Annotated in this window: 17 protein-coding genes and 1 pseudogene; 7 read left to right on the top strand and 11 right to left on the bottom strand. The window is 66.4% G+C overall.

Annotated elements, in window-relative coordinates; genetic code table 11:
• Positions 1-4 precede the first annotated feature (4 nt).
• The 5 genes from J2X67_RS08820 (at position 5) to J2X67_RS08800 (ending at position 3,570) form a co-directional block, all read left to right on the top strand.
• A complete protein-coding gene (locus tag J2X67_RS08820; RefSeq protein ID WP_309952269.1) occupies positions 5-793 on the top strand; it encodes a response regulator transcription factor in 789 nt (262 codons plus the stop codon).
• 15 nt (positions 794-808) lie between these two features.
• A complete protein-coding gene (locus J2X67_RS08815; RefSeq protein ID WP_309952267.1) occupies positions 809-2,284 on the top strand; it encodes a mannose-1-phosphate guanylyltransferase/mannose-6-phosphate isomerase in 1,476 nt (491 codons plus the stop codon).
• A gap of 67 nt (positions 2,285-2,351) precedes the next feature.
• Positions 2,352-2,636 carry a hypothetical protein gene (locus J2X67_RS08810; RefSeq protein ID WP_309952266.1) on the top strand — a complete coding sequence of 95 codons (285 nt, stop codon included), beginning with the start codon at positions 2,352-2,354 and terminating at the stop codon, positions 2,634-2,636.
• A gap of 39 nt (positions 2,637-2,675) precedes the next feature.
• Positions 2,676-3,275, top strand: a complete 600-nt coding sequence (locus J2X67_RS08805; protein ID WP_309952265.1) for a hypothetical protein — start codon at positions 2,676-2,678, stop codon at positions 3,273-3,275.
• Positions 3,276-3,357: 82 nt separating this feature from the next.
• On the top strand, positions 3,358-3,570 hold the full coding sequence (locus J2X67_RS08800) for a hypothetical protein (RefSeq protein ID WP_309952264.1): 213 nt from the start codon (positions 3,358-3,360) through the stop codon (positions 3,568-3,570).
• Positions 3,571-3,604: 34 nt separating this feature from the next.
• Here the strand turns inward: J2X67_RS08800 and J2X67_RS08795 are convergent, their stop codons facing one another.
• From J2X67_RS08795 to imuA, 4 genes are all read right to left on the bottom strand, one after another.
• Positions 3,605-4,534 carry a hypothetical protein gene (locus tag J2X67_RS08795; RefSeq protein ID WP_309952263.1) on the bottom strand — a complete coding sequence of 310 codons (930 nt, stop codon included), beginning with the start codon at positions 4,532-4,534 and terminating at the stop codon, positions 3,605-3,607.
• 68 nt (positions 4,535-4,602) lie between these two features.
• The gene (locus J2X67_RS08790; protein WP_309952261.1) at positions 4,603-7,959 is read right to left on the bottom strand and encodes an error-prone DNA polymerase; all 3,357 of its coding nucleotides are present in this window, start codon (positions 7,957-7,959) and stop codon (positions 4,603-4,605) included.
• Positions 7,952-9,322 carry a DNA polymerase Y family protein gene (locus J2X67_RS08785; protein ID WP_309952259.1) on the bottom strand — a complete coding sequence of 457 codons (1,371 nt, stop codon included), beginning with the start codon at positions 9,320-9,322 and terminating at the stop codon, positions 7,952-7,954. Before J2X67_RS08785 ends, J2X67_RS08790 begins: the two co-directional genes overlap by 8 nt.
• The gene (gene imuA, locus J2X67_RS08780; protein WP_309952258.1) at positions 9,291-10,109 is read right to left on the bottom strand and encodes a translesion DNA synthesis-associated protein ImuA; all 819 of its coding nucleotides are present in this window, start codon (positions 10,107-10,109) and stop codon (positions 9,291-9,293) included. The genes J2X67_RS08785 and imuA overlap by 32 nt, the downstream gene beginning before the upstream one ends.
• Before the next feature lie 120 nt (positions 10,110-10,229).
• On the opposite strand from imuA, the gene J2X67_RS08775 reads away from it, so the two are divergent.
• Both J2X67_RS08775 and J2X67_RS08770 read left to right on the top strand, forming a co-directional pair.
• A complete protein-coding gene (locus J2X67_RS08775; protein WP_309952257.1) occupies positions 10,230-11,357 on the top strand; it encodes an ABC transporter substrate-binding protein in 1,128 nt (375 codons plus the stop codon).
• Between the two features lie 374 nt (positions 11,358-11,731).
• A complete protein-coding gene (locus J2X67_RS08770) occupies positions 11,732-12,652 on the top strand; it encodes an aldo/keto reductase (protein WP_409050477.1) in 921 nt (306 codons plus the stop codon).
• A gap of 16 nt (positions 12,653-12,668) precedes the next feature.
• Here J2X67_RS08770 and J2X67_RS08765 read toward each other — a convergent pair whose 3' ends face one another.
• The 7 genes and pseudogenes from J2X67_RS08765 to J2X67_RS08735 form a co-directional block, all read right to left on the bottom strand.
• On the bottom strand, positions 12,669-13,652 hold the full coding sequence (locus J2X67_RS08765) for a tripartite tricarboxylate transporter substrate binding protein (RefSeq protein WP_309952252.1): 984 nt from the start codon (positions 13,650-13,652) through the stop codon (positions 12,669-12,671).
• A 14-nt stretch (positions 13,653-13,666) separates the two neighbouring features.
• Positions 13,667-14,794 (bottom strand): porin, encoded by a 1,128-nt coding sequence (locus tag J2X67_RS08760; protein ID WP_309952250.1) that lies wholly within the window; start codon positions 14,792-14,794, stop codon positions 13,667-13,669.
• A 119-nt stretch (positions 14,795-14,913) separates the two neighbouring features.
• Positions 14,914-16,617, bottom strand: a complete 1,704-nt coding sequence (locus J2X67_RS08755) for a dihydroxy-acid dehydratase (protein WP_309952247.1) — start codon at positions 16,615-16,617, stop codon at positions 14,914-14,916.
• Positions 16,614-17,065: pseudogene (locus J2X67_RS08750) on the bottom strand (aconitase X swivel domain-containing protein). Before J2X67_RS08750 ends, J2X67_RS08755 begins: the two are co-directional and overlap by 4 nt.
• 121 nt (positions 17,066-17,186) lie before the next feature.
• Positions 17,187-18,482, bottom strand: a complete 1,296-nt coding sequence (locus J2X67_RS08745; RefSeq protein WP_309952245.1) for an aconitase X catalytic domain-containing protein — start codon at positions 18,480-18,482, stop codon at positions 17,187-17,189.
• A gap of 56 nt (positions 18,483-18,538) precedes the next feature.
• Complete coding sequence (locus J2X67_RS08740) at positions 18,539-19,387, bottom strand: IclR family transcriptional regulator (RefSeq protein WP_309952242.1); 849 nt, start codon at positions 19,385-19,387, stop codon at positions 18,539-18,541.
• 83 nt (positions 19,388-19,470) lie between these two features.
• A complete protein-coding gene (locus J2X67_RS08735; protein ID WP_309952240.1) occupies positions 19,471-20,931 on the bottom strand; it encodes an FAD-dependent oxidoreductase in 1,461 nt (486 codons plus the stop codon).
• Positions 20,932-21,003 lie beyond the last annotated feature (72 nt).

Genomic DNA, 21,003 nt, shown 5'->3' with positions numbered 1-21,003 from the left:
CTTCATGTCCGACACCGCGCCTCACTCTTCCGACTCCCCTGATTCCGCTCGGGCGTCCGAGCGCCGCACGGTTTATCCGTCCGGCGTGTGCCCTCCGGCTGAACCGCTTTGGCCGCATTTCCTTACCGGGCAGGAAGATGCCCCGGTTCGCGTGCTGCTCGTCGACGACGACGAGTTCATGCGCCGCGTAATCGCGCAGGAGCTGCTGTCGGACATGCGAATACAGCTGGAGGCCCAGGCCGGCAGCGTGCGCGATGGCCGCCGCCTGCTGACGACGCACGAATTCGACGTGCTGATGGTCGACCTGCGGCTCGGCGACGGATCGGGGTTCGAGCTGATCCGCGAAGCGCGCAAGCTGCATCGCTATTGCGAAATCATCGTGATCTCGGCCATGGAAGACGACGCCCATGTGATGCACGCCTTCGAGCTTGGCGCCACGGGCTACCTGCTCAAGCATGCCTGGCTGCAGAGTTTTGCGCAGGCCGTGCTGCAGGTGGTGAACGGCGGCGCGGCCATTACGCCCAAGCTGGCGCGCCGGCTGCTGACGCGCATGAACCAGCACCCCGCCGAGCCGCCTCCAGTAGAGACACCGCAGCGCGAGGTAACGCTGACAACGCGCGAGCGCGAGGTGCTTCGCTGCGTGGCGCGCGGCTGCGTGTCGAAAGAGATCAGCATGAGGCTGGGCATCTCGGGGCAAACGGTCAACGCCCACATCAAGAACATCTACAAGAAGCTGCAGGTGCACTCGCGTGCGCAGGCGGTGAGCTTTGCCACCAACACCGGGCAGCTCTGAGCAAAGGACATGGCCATGAACACCCCCACCATCCATCCCGTCGTGCTTTGCGGAGGCAGCGGCACGCGGCTGTGGCCGCTCTCGCGCAAGACGCTGCCCAAGCAGTTTGCGCCGCTCATCGGCGACAAGAGCCTGCTGCAGATGACGCTGGAGCGCCTGTGCAGCCTCAACAGCAACATCACCTGCATTGCATCGGAAGACCACCGCTTCCTGGTGCGCGAAGCGGTCGAGAAGGCCGGCGCAACGGGCCGGCAGATACTCGAGCCGGTGGCGCGCAACACCGCGGCCGCCATGGCGTCTGCGGCGCTGCTGGCCGGCAAGGACGACCTGCTGCTGTTTGCACCTTCCGACCATCACATTCCCGATACGCCGCTTTTTGCAGCCACGGTGCGGCGCGGCATCGATGCGGCGCTGGCCGGCCGCATCGTGACCTTTGGGGTGTCGCCCTCCTACGCCGCCACCGCCTATGGCTATATCGAGGCGGGCGCCGTGTCGGCCGACGGGTGCAGCCGGGCGGTGGTGCGCTTTGTAGAAAAGCCGACCGCGGCGGTGGCCGAATCACTCATCTTGCATGGCGGCTACTGCTGGAACGCGGGCATCTTCCTGGTGCGGGCCGGCACGCTGCTTGCGGCACTGAACGCGCGTGCGCCGGACATTCTCCTGGCATGCCAGCGCGCCACTGCCGCCGTTTCGAGCGAAGGCAGCTTCGACCGCCTGGACCCCAAGGCCTTTGCGGCCTGCCGCAGCGACAGCATCGACTACGCGGTACTCGAAAAGCAGCAGAACATCGCGGTGGTGAAGTTCGAAGGTGCCTGGAGCGACGTTGGAAGCTGGAACGCAGTGGCCACGCTGCACCCCGGAGACGACTCCGGCAACCGCCTGAGCGGCAGGGCCAGCGCGCTGCGTTCACGCAATACCTTCATTCATGCGCCGCACCGGCCGGTCGTGGCGCTGGGCACCGACGACCTGATCATCGTGGACACGCCCGACGCCGTGCTGGTGGCAAAGGCCGATTGCGCCGAGCAGGTAGGCGAAGTGGTGCGCATGCTCGCGCAGCAGGGCCAGGCCGAAGCAACCGAACACCGGCGCGTGGTGCGGCCCTGGGGCGCCTACGACAGGCTCGACTTTGGCGAGCGCTTCCAGGTGAAGCGCCTTACCGTGAACCCGGGCGCGAAGCTGTCGCTGCAAATGCACCACCACCGCGCCGAACACTGGATCGTGGTGAGCGGTACGGCAAGGGCCACGTGCGACGGACAGGTCAGCCTGGTGCGGGAGAACGAATCCATCTACCTGCCTTCGGGCGCTATCCACCGCCTCGAGAACCCCGGCAAGACCGTGCTGGAAGTGATCGAAGTGCAGACCGGCAGCTATCTGGGCGAGGACGATATCGTCCGTTTCGACGACACCTACGGCCGCTGCGTGCCAGGCAAGACGCAACCGGGGGCAGTTGCCGACGCGGCGACCGATGCGGTCGCAAAGGTGGCGGCATAGGCGCGGCATGCGCGGCAACTGCGCCACACGGGGACAGGGCTCTTGCCATCACGTAGCATCCGGCCCCATGAGCTACACAGTGAACCTGATTGACTTTCCTGGCGCACCCGCCGACGTCATTTCCGCGGCGGAGTCGCGCTTTCGCCGCGAACTCGACAAACTGCTTGGCGACGGCGCAATGCAGGCGCTGAAGGCCTTCGAAAACGCCAGCGAGTCGAGTGCCGACGAACTCACGAAGGACGAGATTGCGCTGGCCGCAAGCTGGGCCAAGGCCTACGAGGCAGCCAAGACCGCAGGCTTTCGCGCACTGGGCGAAGCCGACGAAGCGTATTTCGAAGTCCGGCCGGACTGACGGCCGAGGCACACCAACCCGTTCGCAGGCAGACCCTTCATGACGAAGCGCTGGCCTGCCTTGATGTTGCTGGTGGCCGCCTTGCTCGCAGGCTGCGCCGCGCCGCCTGCGGCATCTCCCGGCGCCGCTCCGGCTCCGGCCGCCGGCACGGTGCAGTGGCAATACGTGCGTTCGACTTCTTACGAGGCCGCGCAGCCAGGGCTGGGCGTCAGCCACCGGTACCAAAGCGAGCTGGGCTGGGTCGATGTGTACGTGTACGGCATGAAGCGCAGCGACTGGGCGGCCGGCGTTGCCGACCCGGAGTTCGGAGAGCATTTCCAGTCCGCCGTGGAAGAGGTCCGGCTTGCGGGCACCAGAGGCGTCTATGCCAAGGTGGATGTTGGCCCGGTGAGCGACGAGTTGATCGACGGGCAGGCATTCCGGCGCGTGAGCTTTCGCGTGCTGCATGCCCAGAGCCGGAAGACCTACGACTCGTTCACCTATCTCACGGGCCGCAACGGACGGCTGCTCAAATACCGCATGTCCTTCGTCACGCCGGCGCCGGCCAACCTGGACGCCATCGCCCGCGAGTTCATCGAGCGAAACCTGCGCAGCGGGCCCGACATGCCAAGGGCCTCGCACCCGCTTCTGAGCATTTGAGGACGCCGCAAATATACTGTACGTTCATACAGTGTTTCCTCTAGAATTACTCGTCTCCCAGAGCAACATTCGAGGCGACACCATGACCACCGCCAGCCCGCCAGCGCCTTCTGCGCGGATCCTGTTTTTCTCGCCGCCAAGGCGCCCACTGCTTCGCCCGCATGCGGGCCGCATTTCGACCTGGCCGTTTCGCGTGGTTTCCGAGAGGGAGCGCGGCGACGGCAAGGACATTCGCCTGCAAGCGGCGCGCATCATTCGCACAACGGCCGAGCAGTGGTGGCCTGAGGCCGAGTGAGTTGCAACGCGGCGGCCGTGCAGGCCGCCGTCACTCAACGCGCATCGTCGCCCAGCATGTCTTGCGCATCGTCATCGAAGCCCGCAATGGGTTGCGCCTTTGCAAGCGCCAGCCACACGCCAAACGGAATGCGCTCGAAGGCGCGATGCACGGCCGCACGCGCCACCACCAGCCGTTCGCCTTCGAGCACCAGCACACCGCATTCCTGCGGAATTTCTTCGGCAGACGCAATCGGCCGGCCGCGCGCGTCGTTGCCCAGCACGTACCAGCACTCGCCGCCCAGGTCGAGATAGGCGGCGCGCTTGTCGGGCTTGCGCAGGTCGCCCAGCAAGTCGGCGCGGCTCACCTTTACCTCGTGCACGATGGGGTGCGCATAGGCCTCCACGCTGGTATTGCGAATGGAAAACACATCGGGCTTGGCAATGCACCAACGCGGCTTGCCGCCCTCTTCGAGCGGCGGCAGGCGCGCACGCAGGCCCAGGCCGCGCCATGCAATGCGGCCGCCGCGCGTCATTTCGCGCGCGACGCGTTCGACCAATGCCTCATGCGGCGAAAGCGCCGCGCGGTTGATGGTGAGCGTGGTGGCAATGCGCGCAATGCCGGCGTCGGTAACGCGCAATGTCTCGTGGCCGTGCGGCGTGCGCACGCGCTCGAGAAACCCGCCCGCCAGCAGCTCGACCTCGATGGTGTCGCAGCAAGGCCAGCCGGCCGAGCGATAGATTTCGCGCAGCCGCCGCGCGTGCTGCTTTCCGAAAGGCACCGCGCCCGCGGTCTGCATGGGCGGCGGGTCTACCACCGGAGGCGGAAAGCCCGGATCGGTGAACGGCGGCTCCACGGGCGGCGGGTCTCCTTCAGGCGGCGGACCGGGCTGCGGTGGCGGCGGCATGGGTATGGGCACATCGGGCGCCGGCGGAGGCGGACCGATCGGCAGGGCGACGACGGGGTCAAGTGCAAGTGCGGACATGGGAGAAGCAGGTTAGCGAAAAGTGGCGGGCTGCGCGAGACATGCAACGATCGGTTGCATCCGCGCCGTCAATGAAAATCGCGGCTGGTGTTGCTCTGCGCCAACCGGCCCATGAGCGGCGTCAGGTCCTTGAAGCCGGTGGCAACCAGGTGCTGCACCTTGCCGCCGCTGTCGTCGTCGCGCTGCCAGGTGCCCTGCACCGCAAGCAGGTGCGACTTGAGCAGCGGCTCGCGCCAGGCTTCGATGACGTGGCTCCAGACGATGACGTTGACATTGCCGGTCTCGTCCTCGAGCGTGACGAAGATCGTGCCATTGGCAGTGCCCGGCCGCTGCCGGCCCTTGACGATGCCGCAGGCGCGTGCAGTCTGGCCGCTGGGCAGGCTGCGCAGTTCTTCAGCGCTCATGAGCTTCATGCGCGCAAGGCGCGGGCGCAGCAGCGCGAGCGGATGGCGCCGCAGCGTGAGGCCGAGGGCGGCATAGTCTCCGACGATCTCTTCGCCCTCGGGGGCCGCGGGCAATTGCAGGACCTGTTCATTGATGGGCACGCCCTTGAGCAAGGCCGGTGAACGCCGCTGTGCGGTGGCGTCCCACACCTGCTGGCGCCTATGGCCCGAAAGCGACATCAGCGCATCGGCGGCGGCCAGTGCGGCCATGTCCTTGCCGTCGAGCTCGGCGCGCAGGGCGAGGTCTTCGGTGCTGGTAAAGGGTGCTTGTTCGCGCGCTGCGAGCAGGCGCTTGGCGCCCTCTTTGCTGAGGCTCGACACACGGTTCAGGCCGAGCCGCACGGCGGGCTGGTTCTCGTTGCCAAGGCGATCGGCATAGCGCGCATCGGTGCCCGGCGGCATGCGCGGCGCACTGGCGCTGCGGGCTTCGAGCGTGGTCTCGATGTCGCTGCACGTGACATCGACCGGCCGCACTTCGACGCCATGCCGACGCGCGTCCTGCACGAGTTGCGAGGGGCTGTAGAAGCCCATGGGCTGCGAGTCGAGCAAAGCCGCAAGAAAGCAGGCAGGCTCGTAGTTCTTGAGCCAGCTGCTCACGGTGACCAGCAGCGCAAAGCTGGCGGCATGGCTTTCGGGAAAGCCGTAGTCGCCAAAGCCCAGGATCTGCTTGAAGATGGCCTCGGCGAAGGACTCCTTGTAGCCGTTGTCGACCATGCCTTTGACGAGCTTCTCGTGGAACTTTTCGAGGCCGCCCTTGCGCTTCCATGCGGCCATGGCGCGCCTCAATTGATCGGCCTCATCGGCAGTGAACTTGGCCGCGATCATGGCGATCTGCATCACCTGCTCCTGGAAGATCGGCACGCCCAGCGTGCGCCCGAGTGCTTCTTTCAGCTCTTCCTTCTCGTAATGGATCGGCAAGTGCTTGGCCACTCGCTCGCGCTGCTTGAGATACGGATGCACCATGCCGCCCTGGATGGGCCCGGGCCGCACGATGGCAACCTCGATTACCAGGTCTTCATAGCAGCGCGGCTTCAGGCGCGGCAGCATCGACATTTGCGCGCGGCTTTCAATCTGGAACACGCCAATGGTGTCGGCATCGCAGATCATGTCGAACACCTTGTCGTCGTTGTTCGGAATGTGGTGCATCTCCATCATCGAGCCGCGCCAGCGGTTCATGTGGTCGAGCCCGCGGCGTATTGCACTGAGCATGCCGAGTGCGAGCACGTCGACCTTGAGCATGCCCATGGCCTCGAGGTCGTCCTTCTCCCACTGGATGACGGAGCGGTCTTTCATCGACGCTTTTTCGACCGGCACCAGGCGTGTGAGCTTGGTGTGCGTAAGCACAAAGCCGCCCACGTGCTGGCTCAGGTGGCGCGGAAAGCCCTTGAGGCGCTGCGTCATCTCGATCCATTGGACCAGCTTGAGTTCGTCTTCTTCCACGCCCACGCGCGCGGCCGCCTTGAACAATTGTTCGCCCAGCACGGTGTCGTCGAACCAGTAGTGGTCTTTTGCGAATTCGTCGATCAGGCGCTCGTCGATGCCGATGGCCTTGCCCACGTCGCGCAAGGCGCTGCGGGAGCGGTAGCAGATGACCACGGCTGCAATGGCGGCGCGCTCGCGGCCATACTTTTCGTAGATGTACTGGATGACCTCTTCACGCCGCTGGTGCTCGAAGTCGACGTCGATGTCGGGCGGCTCGTTGCGGTGCCGGCTCAGGAAGCGCTCGAACAGCAGGTGGCCTTTTTCAGGGCTGACCGCGGTAATGCCGAGGCAATAGCAGACGACCGAGTTGGCCGAAGAACCGCGACCCTGGCAAAGGATTTTCTTCGAGCGCGCAAAGCGCACGATGTCTTCCACCGTAAGAAAGAACATCTCGTACTTCAGCTCGACGATGAGCGCGAGTTCTTTCTCGACCTGCTCGCGCACCTTGTCGGGAATGCCCTCCGGAAAGCGGACCGCCGCGCCCTCCCAGGTCTTGCGCACCAGCGTCTGCACGGGCGTCTCGTGGTTTCCCACGGTTTCGAGCGGGTATTTGTAGGTCTCGCGGATCACATTGGGATCGAAGCGGCATCGCCCGGCCACCACCAGCGTGTTCGCCAGCATCTCAGGCAGATACAGTTCGGCCAGCCGCACCCGCTGCCGCAGATGCCGCTCGGCATTCGACTGCAGCGCAAAGCCGCATTCGGCCACGGTCTTGCCTTCGCGCACGGCCGTGAGCACGTCGTGCAGCGGCTTGGCCGAGCGCGCATGCATGTGCACGTCGCCGGCCGCCACGAGCGGCACGCCCGTGTGCTCGCCCGCCTGCATCAGCGTGACAAACCACAGGTCGTCGTCGAGCTCGTTGAGCATTTCCATCGCCAGCCACAGGTTCTCTCCATAGACCGCCTTGGCGGCCAGCAGGTCTTCATGCAGCGAGGCGACGTCCATGGCACCGCCCGGCGCCCTGTGCGGCACAAAGAGAACCTGGCAGTGCTGCAGCGAAGCCACGTCGCTCTCGTCCCAGCTCACGCGGTACTCGCCCTTGGGCAGCTCGGTGTTGCGTGCGGCGGTGATGAACTCGCACAGGTTGCCCCAGCCCTCGGTGTCGTTCGCAATTACCACGAGCCTGAAGCGCTCGAAGCGGAACTCGCTGCCGAACAGCAGCCGGAAGCCGGGGTTGCGCGGAATCGGCGGCTCATCAGGATGGTCGCGCTCGTGTTCTTCCAGTTTGGCCGGCAGATCGCGCAGGCAAATGAGCGCGCGCACGATGCCGGCCACCGAGCATTCGTCGGTAATGGCCAGCGCCGTGTAGCCGAGCTGGTAGGCGCGCTCGACCATCTCCTCGGGCGTCGAGGCGCCGCGCTGGAAACTGAAGTTGGTCAGGCAGTGCAGCTCGGCATAGTCGGGCAGCGTAGGCGGCGGCTTCTTGCGCAAAGGCATCGGCAGCGCATGCACCTTGGCGGAGTTGCGTCCGCGCAGTTGCTTTTCGCTCAGGTCAGGCATAGAACCCCTGCAGGTACCAGCGCACTTCGCCCGGCGAAAAGCGTGCGGAGGGCCGCTCGCGAAAGATCCACACCAGCCCGGCTTCGGGGCTTTCGGCCACGTAGTAGTCGCGCATTGCGGGCTGGCCGCCGTCTTCCTTGCCGCCCCACCAGCCGGCTTCGACGCGCTGCGGTCCGATCAGCTTGCTGAGGGGGCCGCGGTAGCACGGGCGCTCGCCGTCCATCTCGAGCAGCAGCGGCTCGGGCAAGAGCCATGGCGGGTAGAGCGCATCGGGCTGCGAAGCCGCGGCCTTTGCCTTTGCGGTTTCCTTTGCTTCCTTGCGGCTCTTGTCTTGCGACGCATTGTCTTTCTGCAGCGCGGGCCGCCACGCCTGCTTGCGCTCGGGCCGGTGGTCGGCCTGGGCCACGGGCACCACCACTTGCTGGGGACCGAGCCGCACGCTGAGCCGCTCGACCATTTCGTGCAGCTTGTCGCCCTTGCGGTTGTCTTCAGGCAGAAAGCTGGTGCTGGCGCCGGCCCATGGATCGGTTTCGAGCGTGCGCAGGCGCAGCCAGCTCGCGGGCGCTGCAAGCGTGGTGAGCGCGAGTTTTTCTGAAAGCAGGCGGCGCAGGTGCGCCATGTCCTGCGTGGGCTCGGCCGTGCGCACGGTGACTTGCTGGTGCGGCGGCAGGTTCACGCCGTTGAAGCGCTTGAGGTCGAGCGTCCATTGCAGCTCGAGTGCGCGCGCACCGCGCTGGCGGGCACGCAGCCAGAACTGCAGTGCCGTGAGCAGGCGGTTGGCCGACCACATCAGCTCGGGCGCAGTCTCGGCCAGCGCGGGCAGCTCCAGCTTCTGTTCGAACACGTCGGGAAGCGTGAGCCAGCTGTGGCCTTCGGGACGCAGGCCCCATGCCACGTCGAGCGCCTCGCGCAATGCCGCGCCAAAGCGCCGCGTCAGGCCGCCGCGCGGCAAGGCCGCCACGTCGCCCCAGGTGCGGCAGCCCAGGCGCTCAAGCAGGTCGATGTGTTCTCGCGCGGCGCTCAGCGTGTACAGCGGCAAGCCGGCGGGAATGTCCTTGGGCCGGCTCTCGCCGCGCTCGAACATGCGCAGCCGGGCCAATGCGATGAGGCTGGTGGCGCCCTGCGCGCCGCGCATCACCGCGTCGGGCGCGGGGTTCTCGTGGGCCAGCTGGCGCATCAGCGACGAGCGCCCGCCCCACAGGCGCTCGCAGGCCGAAACCTCGAGCATCAGCGCCTCGTCTTGCCAGGCAACGTGCGGTGTGTATTGCAGCGCCCACCATCCCAGCGCCTCGGGCGTGGGCAGGGGCTGCGCTTCATCAGGCGAATCGGATTCAAGCGACCACCGCAATGCGATCCAGTGCACTGGGGCCTCCCTTCCATGCGTCGATGCGCACCACCGTGGCTGTTGTCGCGGTCGATGTTGTGGCTTCACCCGCCGCCGCCGTGCCATGCTGCTGCAGCCGCAGCTTGCGGCGCACCCGGGCGGCCGCCAGCAATGCGGCCATGCGTTCATTGCGCGCGGGCAGCATCACCGGCGCGGCCAAGGGCGGCCCGCGGCGCTTGAGAATGCGCAGTTCGATCTGCGAGCCATCGGACTCGCAGCTTTCCACCTGAAGCCGAAGCCGCGCCGGCGAAGCACCCTGCGCGGCAGATTCGGGCCGGCACACGAAAAGCAGCACGTCATGCTGGGCGGCAGCCAGCTGCAGCCGGCGCAACTCGCCCACCCGGGCTTGCGGCAGCCATGCGAGCACCGCGGACACATCCGCACAGCGCAGCGCCTGCTCGCAGGCCCACAGCCGCGAAGCCGGCGCGTCGCTTCTGACCCACATCAGCGCCTCTACCGGCAAGCCCTGCGCCGCGAGCGAAGGCCCGCAGGGTTCGTAGGGCGCGCCAATCAGCACCACAGGCCCGCCACGCGCCTGCACTGCCTGCGCCAAGGCGGGCAGCAGCAGCCGCCAGACATGGGCTTCGGGCGCGGTTTGCAGCAACTCCGTCATCGCGCCCACCGGCCACCCGCCCCCCGGCAGTTCGGCATCGAGCGCGGCGTGGCCAGTGGCGACGACCTGCGCGTCGGCCAGGCCGAGTTCGTCGGCATGCCAGACGCCACGGCCTGCGGCGGCGGAGAAGGAGTTGAGGAAAGGGAGGCCCATGATGCAATCGTTAACTGTATTTTTATACAGTATTCCATGGGCTGCAACCGGGAAGTGGCAAATAGCGGTTTACCCAAAGCGCCTTGCCTTTTAAGATGGTCGAACAAACAATTTGTGACCATGCAATACAAAAAGATTCATTTGCTGGCTTCGGCCTTTGCCGCCCTCCTCCTTGCGGTACAGCCTGCAGCGCAGGCGCAAACCAAGCCGCTCCTGGTCGGCCAGACCTATGTGCAGACCGGCCCGCTGGCAACGCTGTCGACCGAGCCGCTGGTCGGCATTCGCGCGCTGTTCACCGCGGTGAATGCAGCAGGCGGCGTGAATGGCCGGCCCATTGAACTGCGTCAGCTCGACGACGCCTACGACCCCGCCAAGGGCGCCGAGAACGTCAAGACTTTCGTGAAAGACGGCGCCGTGGGCATCCTGATGCCCATCGGCACGTCGTCGGCGGTCGGCGCCTTGAAGGCAGCCAACGAGCTCAAGATTCCGGTCGTAGGCTCGTACACGGGCGCTGCGCCGGTGGTTAAACCGTCCGAATACGGTTTTCCGGTGCGCATCAGCTTCGACGAGGAATACAGCCGCATCGTGAACCACCTGTTCACCATCGGCCTGTCGCGCATCGCCTTTGCGCACAACGACAACCCGGGCGCGCGCTCGGCGATGGAGAGCACGCAAAAGTTCATTGCCGAACGCGGCGAAAAAATGGTCGGCAGCGTGGCCATCAAGAACGACGGCTCCGACGCGGCCGATCGCGCGGCGGAACTGGCCAAGCTCAAGCCCAAGGCCGTGGTGCTGTCGGCCACGAACGACGTGGCAGCCAAGTTCATCACCGCCTACCGCGCGGCGGGCGGCGAAACGGCTTTCTACTCGTTCTCTTTCCTGAACGGCCAGAAGCTGTTCCAGGACATCAAGAAGGACGCAGCCGGCGTGGTCATTTCGCAGGTCGTGCCCTACCCATGGAACAGCGCCATGCCGGTGATTGCCGAGTACCAGGCGGCCATGAAGAAGATCGGCGCCACGGAGTTCAGCTACGCGAGCCTCGAAGGCTATGTGGCGGCCAAGGTCATGGTCGAAGGCCTGAAGCGGGCGGGCACCAGCCCTACGCCGGATTCGCTGCAGAAGGGTCTTGAGTCGTTCAAGACGCTGGACATCGGCGGAATTGCGGTGTCTTACCGGCCAGGCGAGCACCGGGGGTTGACCTTCTCTGAGCTGTCGATGCTGAAGGCTGACGGACGGTATTTGCGTTGAGTGCTTTCTGCGTGGCGGGGTAAGTTCTTTTTCAGGGCGAGTGCACAGGCCACCGGGTACTCCCCTCCGCGAATGTCCCCCGGGGCTGCGCCCCTCCTCCTTTATTTCGCTGCGGGGAGCACCCGATGCCCTGTGCACTGGAGCGCGCTCGTGGTGTATCGCTGATCAACCACCGCTCTGTGCAACGCTCCCGTCGATGGGGTGCCTTGCGCAGCGAAATAAAAGAGGAGGCCGCAGGCCGGGGGACATTCGCGGAGAAAGGTACCCCGTCGGCGGGTGCGCCGCCCTGAACAACGCCCCCAACGAGCACTCAGTCACAGCCCTGGCGCAGAATTTGATTCGTGACACCGCTCACGAACCAACCCCACCTTGCCATCACCCGCGCCCGGCTGCTCAGGCTAGGCGCCGCACTCTGCGCCGGTGCCGCGCTCCCCTCCTTCGCACAGCAACAAGGCAGGCCTGCGATGACCATGAACACCCGCCCCATTCCTTCCACCCAGGAGGCCCTGCCGGTTGTCGGCTGCGGCACCTGGATAGGCTTCGACCAGCGTCCGGGCACCGACGAATACAAGCGCCTGCCTGGCGTGCTCGACGCCCTCTTCGCAGCCGGCGGCAAGGTGATCGACAGTTCGCCGATGTACGGCCGCTCAGAGGAAACCACCGGCGACCTGCTGGCTGCATTGAAGCAGCGCGAGAACAAGGCTTTTCTTGCGACGAAGGTGTGGACATCGGGCCGCGAGGCCGGCATTGCGCAGATGGAGCAGTCATTCGCCCGGCTGCGCACCCAAAGCATCGACCTGATGCAGGTGCACAACCTGGTCGACTGGAAAACCCATCTCGCCACGCTGCGCGGCTGGAAGGACAAGGGCCGCGTGCGCTACATCGGCATTACGCACTACACCGCCTCGGCCTACGACGAAGTCGAAGCGGTGCTGCGCGCCGAGAAACTCGATTTTGTGCAGATCAACTATTCGATCGACGCACGCGAAGCCGAGCAACGCCTGCTGCCCCTCGCGGTCGAACGCGGCGTGGCCGTGATCGTCAACATGCCCTTTGGCGGCGGCGGGCTCCTGCGCCGGCTGCGGGACAAGCCGCTGCCCGCATGGGCCGCAGAAATCGGCTGCACAAGCTGGGCGCAGGTGCTGCTCAAGTTTGTGCTGAGCCACCCCGCCGTGACCTGCACCATTCCCGGCACCAGCCGCGCCGAGCACATGGCCGACAACGCAGCGGCTGGCACCGGCAGCTTTCCAGATGCGGCGTTCTGGCGCAGCAACGCGCGCTCGATCGGCGTCTGAGCCGCAATCGCGGCGGCTATTCGAACTTCACGTTGTGCTGCCGCACGGTGGCACCAAAGGCGTCGTACTGCGCGCGAAAGAACTCGGTGAACTTTGCGGGGCTCATGCCGTACCCCTCGAAGCCCTGCTGCACCAGTTGTGCATGCACCTCCGGCCGCTTCAGCGTGTTCTGCAGCTCCTGCGACAGCTTGGCCGTAATGGCCTGCGGCAGCCCCGGCGGTCCGAAGAAACCGGCCCAGGGCGTGATGGTGAGCTTGCCCAGCCCCAACGCGCCGCCCGTGGGCACGTCGGGCAGCAACGCACTGCGCTGCGGCAGCAACGTGACCAGCGCGCGAATGCGCCCTTCCTTCACGAAACCCGGGGCCAGCGTACCGGTGGTGAACATCATGTGGATCTGGCCGCCGAGCAGGTCGGTCATGGCTTGCATGTCGCCCTTGTAGCGCGCGTTCACCACCTTGCGATCACCCAGCAATTGCAGCATGGCCAGCTCCGAAGCGCTGTTGCTCGATGCCGAGTTGTAGGCGCCGGGCTTTGCCGCGACCAGCGCCAGCAGTTCGTTCACGCTCTTTGCGGGCAAGCTCGATGGCACCACGAGGAACATCGAGAACTGTCCGGCCGAGCTGATCGGCGTAAAGGCCTTGAACGGGTCGTAGGGCGGTGTGGGGCGCAACGTGGGCGCTGCCACCATGGCGGTGTTGGTGCCCATCAGCAGCGTGTAGCCGTCGGGCTTGGCCGATGACGTGGCTTGCGCCGCGAGCACGCCATCGGCGCCGGGCCGGTTTTCGACGATCACCTGCTGTCCGAGCTGCTTCGACAGCCCCTCCGCAATGATCCGCGTGAGCGCGTCGGCGCCGCCGCCGGGTGCAAAGCCGACGATCAGGCGCACCGGCTTGTCTGGATACGTCTCGGCGCTCCATGCTGCCGCACCGGGCAGCATGGCCAGCGTGCCTCCGGCTGCGAGAGCCGAAAAGCCCGCCATGGTCAGGTTTCTGCGTCGCATTTCTTGCTCCTTGTTCAGAAGAGATGCCGCACGCCGAGCTCCCAGCCCGACGAGCGGCGGCCACCGGCCGGTGCCACGCCGCCACTGACGACATAGCGGGCCTGGCCGCTGTTCATGAGCCGCGCATAGGTGCCGTAGAGCGCGGTGCGTTTGGAGAGGTTGTGCACATAGCCGATACCGAACTGGCGCGCGTCGTCGCGGTTGCGCGGCATGCCGTTCGCGTTGCGCAGGCTCTCGTCGCTGCGATCGTCAAGGTAGGCGTAGCTCACACGGATGCGGCCTACCTCGAAGGCCGGAATGTGCGCGCCGATCTCGGTGGTGTTCTTGCGCACCGTGCCGGCGGCAAGCTTCACCGTGACCTTGTTGTAGAGCGCAAAGAACTTTGCAAAGCCCGCGTCCCACGTACCGCCGATGTTGGCGTGCGTGTAGTTGCCGATGTTGGCCGTGGCGTCGTAGTGGGTGCGCGTCACTGCGGCGGCAATGTCGAACGCACCCGAAGCAAAGCCGAAGCGCGCGCCGGCAAAGTTGCCGTCGTCGCGGTTGGGTGCGGTCGAATCGTTTTCGCCGGTGCCGATCATCGCCATGCCATAGAAGCCGCCGAGCCCGGCTGGCAGCCAGTAGCTCACCGTGTTGCTGCCCGTGATGGCCGATGGGAGCGGCCCTGTGCCCGAACCCGCGAACGTGAGGTTGCCCGCGCGCGCCACACCGTTGGCGTTGAAGGGATCGAAGTAGATGCTGTTGTAGTGCGTGGGAATGAAGTCGCGGCCCAGGCGCAGTTCACCCACGTTCTGGTGCGAAAGGCTCACAAAAGACATGCGGTCGAAGGTGATCGGCCCCGCCGTTCCCGCGCCGCTCGCCTGGTTGTTGCTGTTGCTCGCACGGCCGGTGCCGGTGTCGGGGTTCAGGCTGCCTTCCATCCAGAAGCCTGCGCGCAGGCCGCCGCCCAGGTCTTCGGTGCCGCGAAATCCGAGCCGGCTCGTTGAAAGCCCGCCGTTCGACAGCGCCTTGACCGAACCGCCGCCATCGCCGTTGGTGTACTGGACGCCGAGGTCCATCACGCCGAACACGGTCACGCTCGATTGCGCATGCGCCGCGCCGCTGCTCGCCAGTCCTAGCGCTGACCACATCAAGATCTTCTTCATGGTTTTCTTGTCTCCTGCTTCTTCTCTTTGGTTGAAAAACTCGGAACGCGCGCAGGGCTGCGCCACCGGATGCACACGGGGGTGCGCACCGGTTGGCGAAGGCCGGGTCAAAGGTGTTGCTAGCCCGAGGGTTCGGGACGTTCGGTGCGCACGAGCACGGCGCCCTTGGACAGCGGGCTCACGTTGCGCCGGTACTGCTGCAGCCAGCCGGTGTCGAAGGCGGGCGGTGGCGCTTGCCAGTCGGCGCGGCGTGCCTGCAGCTGCGCGTCAGTCAATGCAATGTCGAGGCGGCGCGCATCGAGGTCGATGGTGATCACATCGCCATCGCGCACCAGCCCCAGCGGCCCGCCGAGCGCGGCTTCGGGCGACACCTCGGCCACCACCAGCCCCTTGCAGACAAGGCCTGAAAGGTGACCGTCCGTCAAGATCGCGACCTGGTCGCCCAGGCCCGCGCCGTCGATGGCAAACACCACGCGCGAGGCGCCGCCACCCATCGCAGGGCCGCCACAGGCGCCTGCGCCGCGCATCACGACCACCTGGCCCGGCACGATCTCGCCTTTTTTCATTGCGGCAATGGCGGCATCCGAAGTCCAGAAGCACACCGCCGGACCGGTGAAGCTGCGCACCTTGCGCGGCGCGATGCCGGTCTTGATGAGGCCCGATTCGGGCGCGAGGTTGCCGCGCAAGAGCACGATGGCCGGCAGCGGCGCAACCGGGCGGTCGATGGGGCGAATCACCTCCGGGTCGGCAACTTCGGTGCCCTGCAGGTTATCGGCCACGGTGCCGCCGGTTACTGTGAGTGCGCTCGTGTCCAGCAGGGGCGCAAGCTGCTTCATGAGCGCACGGCAGCCGCCCGCCGCCTCGAAGGCTTCGATGCTGTGATCGCCGATCGGCCGCACGCCGGCCAGCACCGGCGTGGTGGGGCCGAGGCTTTCGAAAAGGCCATACACATCGACACCGCATTCGCCTTCGGTCGACACCGCCTGCAGGTGCTTGGCGGTGTTGAGCGAGCCGCCGATGGCCAGCACCGCGCGCACCGCATTGGCAAAGGCGCCAGGCTTGAGAATGTCGCGCGGCTTCAGGTCGTCCCACACCATCTGCACGATGCGCTCGCCCGCCGCGCGCACGTCGGCCATCATCTTCGGGCTCAGCGCGGCCACGGGTGCGCTGCCGGGCAACGCCAGGCCGAGGGCTTCGCAGACGATGTGCATCGAGTTGGCCGTGCCCAGGCCCGAGCACACGCCCGGCCCGCGAATGGCCTCGCGGCTCATGCCCACGAGTTCTTCGACCGGCAGGTGGCCGGTGACGGCATGCATCGCGCCGATGAACACTTCCTCGATGTCCATGTGCTTGCCGCGGTACTCGCCGCTGGGCTGGTAGCCGCAGGGCACGAGCAATGCCGGAATGTTGAGCCGCGCCGCCGCCATGAGCTGGCCCGGCACGGTCTTGTCGCACGAGGTGAGGCACACCATGCCGTCGAGTTGCGCGCCCTCCACGGCCACTTCGATGTCGTTGGTGACCAGGTCGCGCGCGCCGAGCATGTAGGCGCCGCGCGCGCCAGCACCGGTAATGAAGTCGCTGGGCGCCGCCGTGCGGATCTCGAAAGGCACGCCGCCCGCGGCGCGGATCGCGGTCTTGATTTCCGCCGCCACCTTGTCGAGGTGGCTGAAGCACGCGGCCAGCTCCGACGAGCTGTTGACGATGGCGATCTTGGGCTTTTCGCAGTCTTCTTCGGGTATGCCGAGCGCGCGCCAGTGCGCATTGCGCACCGACCAGAGATAAGAGCCGCGCGGAAAGTTGCTGCGCAGGGGACGGGTGGTCATGGGCGGTCTCCGGATTTGTTCTTCCTGGTGATCTCGATCACGCCGCGGTCGGCGTCCACGCGCACCCAGTCGCCGGTCTCGATGCACTCGAGCGGGTCGCGCTCGAAGTCGGTCATCGAAGGCGAGTGCGTCACCACGGCGCCCAGCGCCATCTTGGTGGTCATCTCGTTGAACAGGAATGCTGCGGGCGCGGAGTTCATGAGCCGCGTCATGTGGAACATGGCCGACCAGCCCGACGAGCCCTTGGCCCCCGGAAACACCAGCACCTTGCCCGCAAAGCTCTGGCCGCGCAGCTCGTGCCGCGTTTCGATGACGGTGCCGGTGCCGGATCGATACCGCCCCAGCCCGAAATGCGGTCGCGCGTGACCAGCGCCTCGCCTTCGGCCACGCCGCCGACCACCTTGCGGCCGCGGATGACCAGAGTGGATGGGTTGTCGCGTGCATTCATGGTTTTGCTCCTTCCCCCGCTGGGGGAAGGTTGGGATGGGGGCAGCCAGAGCGCTCGATGGATGCGCTGCATGCCCCCACCCCTGCCCTCCCCCGGAGGGGGAGGGAGAAACTCCGGAGCCTCATTGCATACCTCCATTCCACCGCCCCGTGCACGCCGCATCGATGCATTCCGCCGTGCTGCCGAACCACGCCTGCACGCCAAGAATGGCGGGCAGGTAGTGCGCCTGCTTGGCCGAGTCGAGCGCCACGGTCTTCGTGCCCTTGGGCACGGCGCGGCTCATGGCGGAGCAGCTGTCTGACATGATGATTCCGCCCGCGTCCTCGATGATCTTCGTGTAGCCGTTGCGGTCGGCCAGCGACTTGATGGCGCGCGGCGTAAAGATCCACAGCTCGCAATCCGGGTGCACCTTGCGCCCTTCGATGAGTTGCGCGGCCTCCCAGATCTGCTCGATGGTGTAGTGCGGGCAGCCGAGCATCACGTACTGCACCTCGGCCTCCTTGCCGGTCGAGTTGATCTTCTCGTAGGTGGCGCGTCGCTCGGCCTCTCCATAGCGCAGCACCTCCAGCGGCGCACGGCCGCCGAGCGCCTGTTCCAGCGTGAGCGCCTCGGGCGTGACGCCGGCAATGTGGTACATCTCGACGCCGCCTGAAGACGAGGCCGCCGCGCCAAAGTGCTTGAGCCGCGGCAGGTTGGGCACGCGGGCGATGCCGCGCTTGCTGTGAACCACGGGTACGCGCTCTTGCACATGCTCGCCGATGTAGTAGCCGAGCAAGCCCCAGTCCTGCACCGATTCGACTTCGACGTCGAGCTCGACCACATGCGTGGCGCGGCGGTTCTCGTCGAGGTGATAGCCCCAGTAGGGAATGCGGCCGGTGAGCATGGCGGCACCGGTGCTCTCGCGCCCTTCGGTATTGGTGCGCGCACCGAGCACCGAGTTGCAATACACCACGGCCGACGATTCCATCCACGCGCAATGCTCGCCGCGCGTGGGAATGTTGCCGACCTGGTAGGGCGTGCAGGTGTTCATGATCTGCGCGCCAAGGCCCGCCGCATGGCGCTCGCTCTTGTTGTAGAACTGGACGATCTCTTCGCTCACGCCCATGCGTTCGGGCTGACCGGGGTCGAAGCCCAGCTGCAGGTGGCTCGTGAACACCTTGAACTTCGGAATCTCGACGGTCTCCTGGCTGTCGAGGCTGAACTCGGAGAACACCGCATCCATGCCGCCGCCCTTGGCAAGCGCAAAGTCGCGCTGGAACGGAGTGGTCGAGGTAATGGTGGCGCAGACGTTGCGCGTCTCGACCAGCCGCTCGGCGCCCAGCGCCTCGCCGTAGCGCATCAAAAGATCCATCGCCTTCTGCACGGCCGGCCCGTCCCGGCCGTCCATCATGGCTTTTTCTTCATCGCTCAGGTGCATGACCTGTGTCTCCGTTCTTGTGTTTGCAGTCGTGGGGCCGGCCCGCGCCGGGCCTGCTAACCCGGTGAAGGCGTAGGCGTGGGCACATGCCCGCCGATGTCGCGTGCAATGGTCAGCGCAATGTCGTGCAGGCGCGGTGCCAGCTCATTGCGCAGCCGCTCTTCGGTAAACACGAAGGCCGCGCCGCCGCCGTTGAGCGACATCACTTCGCCGTCGGGCCCGATGAGCGGCACCGACACCGAATTGATCTCTCGGTGAAACTCGCCGAGCGAGAGGCAGTAGCCAAGCCGCCGGGCTTCGCCGATGGCGCGCGTCATGCCGGGCGCAATGCTGTCCCACTCGGGGCCGCGCAGCAGGCGCATCGAATCGATGAGCTGGTTGCGCTGCGCTTCGGGCAGCGCCGAAAGGTACGCGCGCCCCAAAGCCGAATTGGCCAGCGGCGCACGCGAGCCCACGTCGAGCCGCGCCGAAAGCATCGACGAGCGCGGCCGGCAGGCCTCGATCAGCACCATCTCCATGCCGTCGCGTATGGCCAGGTAGACCGAAGCGCCCACCTCCTCTGCCATGGCCTGCATGCTGGGCCGCGCCGCGGCACGCACGTCGAGGCTGCCCAGGAACACGCGCGACAGCGACACCACCCCAGGCCCGAGCATGAAGCGGTCGGCCACCTGCGCAGCCTTGAGCATGCCCATGGAAAGCAGCGTGGCGACCAGCCGGTTGACCGTGGGGCGCGGAATGCCGGTCATGCGCGCGATGTCGGCATGGCCCAGCACGGGGCGCTCTTCGCTGAAGCAGCGCAGCACCGAGATGCCGCGCTCCAGCGCGCTCACGGTGTCGGAGCGGTCGGCGCGTGCATCGGCGGCTTCCGATGCGGAAAAAGAGGTGTCGTTTTTTTCAGTGGACATGGAAGAACCCGTTGCGAGACTCAAGACTCTGCAATGTAGAGGCTCGCGGACAAGGTCGGACGGGCTCATGGCGAGGCATTCATTCAGGCGCCGGCTTCGGCCGCTGCCACCGGCGCATTTGCACCCTGCGCGGCACTGGCACCGGCCCGCAGGTACACGCCCTGCGCGAGCAGTGCCGACTGCAGCGCGCCCACGTCCACAAGGCGCGGCTCGATGCCGCCCTGCGAGGCCAGCGCCGCCGCCACGCCCGCGGCCTGCCCGGTGATCCAGCATTGCGGAATCTCGCGCATGAAGCCGTGCGAGTTGCGGTCGCAGGAGATGTGGCGCCCGCAGGCCAGCAGTCCGTCGAGCTGCTGCGGCACCAGCGCGCCATAGGGAATGGAGATGTTCGGAAACTTGGGCGACACCGCGGGCGTCACGCCCACTTCGTCGGCCAGCGCCACGCCATCGGGCCATTGGCTGCGCAGCACTGCGCCCACGCCGGAAAGGCGCCGCGCATGGCGCACGCCGATCTGCGGCGCGCTGAGCATGAGGTAGGCATCTTCAAAGCCCGGCGCGTGCGCCTTGAAGTAGTCCAGGTGCGCGGCCATGGCACGGTGCGAGCGCACTTCGACCGCCGTGAGGTCGTCCACGTCCAGCGCCGAATAGCCCGACTGGCGCGGCCCCATGAAAAGCGCCACGTCGTTGCGCCACGAGACGAAGGGCCGCTCGAACAGGCCGCACACTTCGCGCCCGCGCGCCATGAATGCGGTGAACGCCTCGGGCTGGCCGGCCTTGAATTCGATCCAGCGGTTCATGTCCACACCGCCGAAGAGCCACGAGGTGTTCATGCAGTGGTGCACGTCGGCTTCTTCGATGTCGTTCACGTAGGCGGCGCCGGCACGCGCAAACAGGTCGCCGTCGCCGGTGGCGTCAACCACCACGTCGGCCATGATGGCCATGCGGCCTTCCTTGCTCTCGAAGACCACGCCCTTCACCGCGCCGTCCTGCACGATGGGAATGGCCGCCCAGGAGTGATAGATGAGCTTGACCTTGCGCTCCAGCACGATTTCTTGCGACAGGAGCTTGAGCCGCTCGGGGTCGATGGTGGGCGACCACGTGACCACGCCGTGATAAGCGGCCGTGCGCTGCGACCAGTGGGCAGCCTTGGCCGCGTCTTGCGAACCCCAGTCTTCGCGCGCGGGGCCGGCAATGGCGTCGGCCGGCAGGCGGTCGAACAGTTCTTCGGCAAAGCCGCGGATCACCAGCTTGCCCTCCCAATCGGTCATGCGGTCGATCCAGATCACGAGGCCGCCGGTGGAAAGGCCACCCAGATGGTTGTAGCGCTCGAGCAGCGCCACGTCGGCGCCGGCACGCGCGGCAGCAGCGGCGGCCGCAGTGCCCGAAGGCCCGCCGCCCACCACCAGCACGCCGCAGCGGTGATAGACGGGAATGTTCTTGCCGGGCTCTGCCCAGGTGCCGTGGTCAGGACGCTTGACGCGGCTGTCGCGGTCGAAGATGTCGGAGCTGAGGATGCGCTCGTCGGTGCGGACGACAGTTTTCATGGATGATTGGCTTGGATGGGCTGTTTCGTCGTATTTTGATTTCAATGTTCATTTTGTCAAATACAAAAGCTA

This window comes from Variovorax sp. 3319 (assembly GCF_031456585.1).
Taxonomy (GTDB): Bacteria; Pseudomonadota; Gammaproteobacteria; order Burkholderiales; family Burkholderiaceae_C; genus Variovorax; species Variovorax paradoxus_P.
This window is presented reverse-complemented; position numbering and strand designations above follow the sequence as displayed.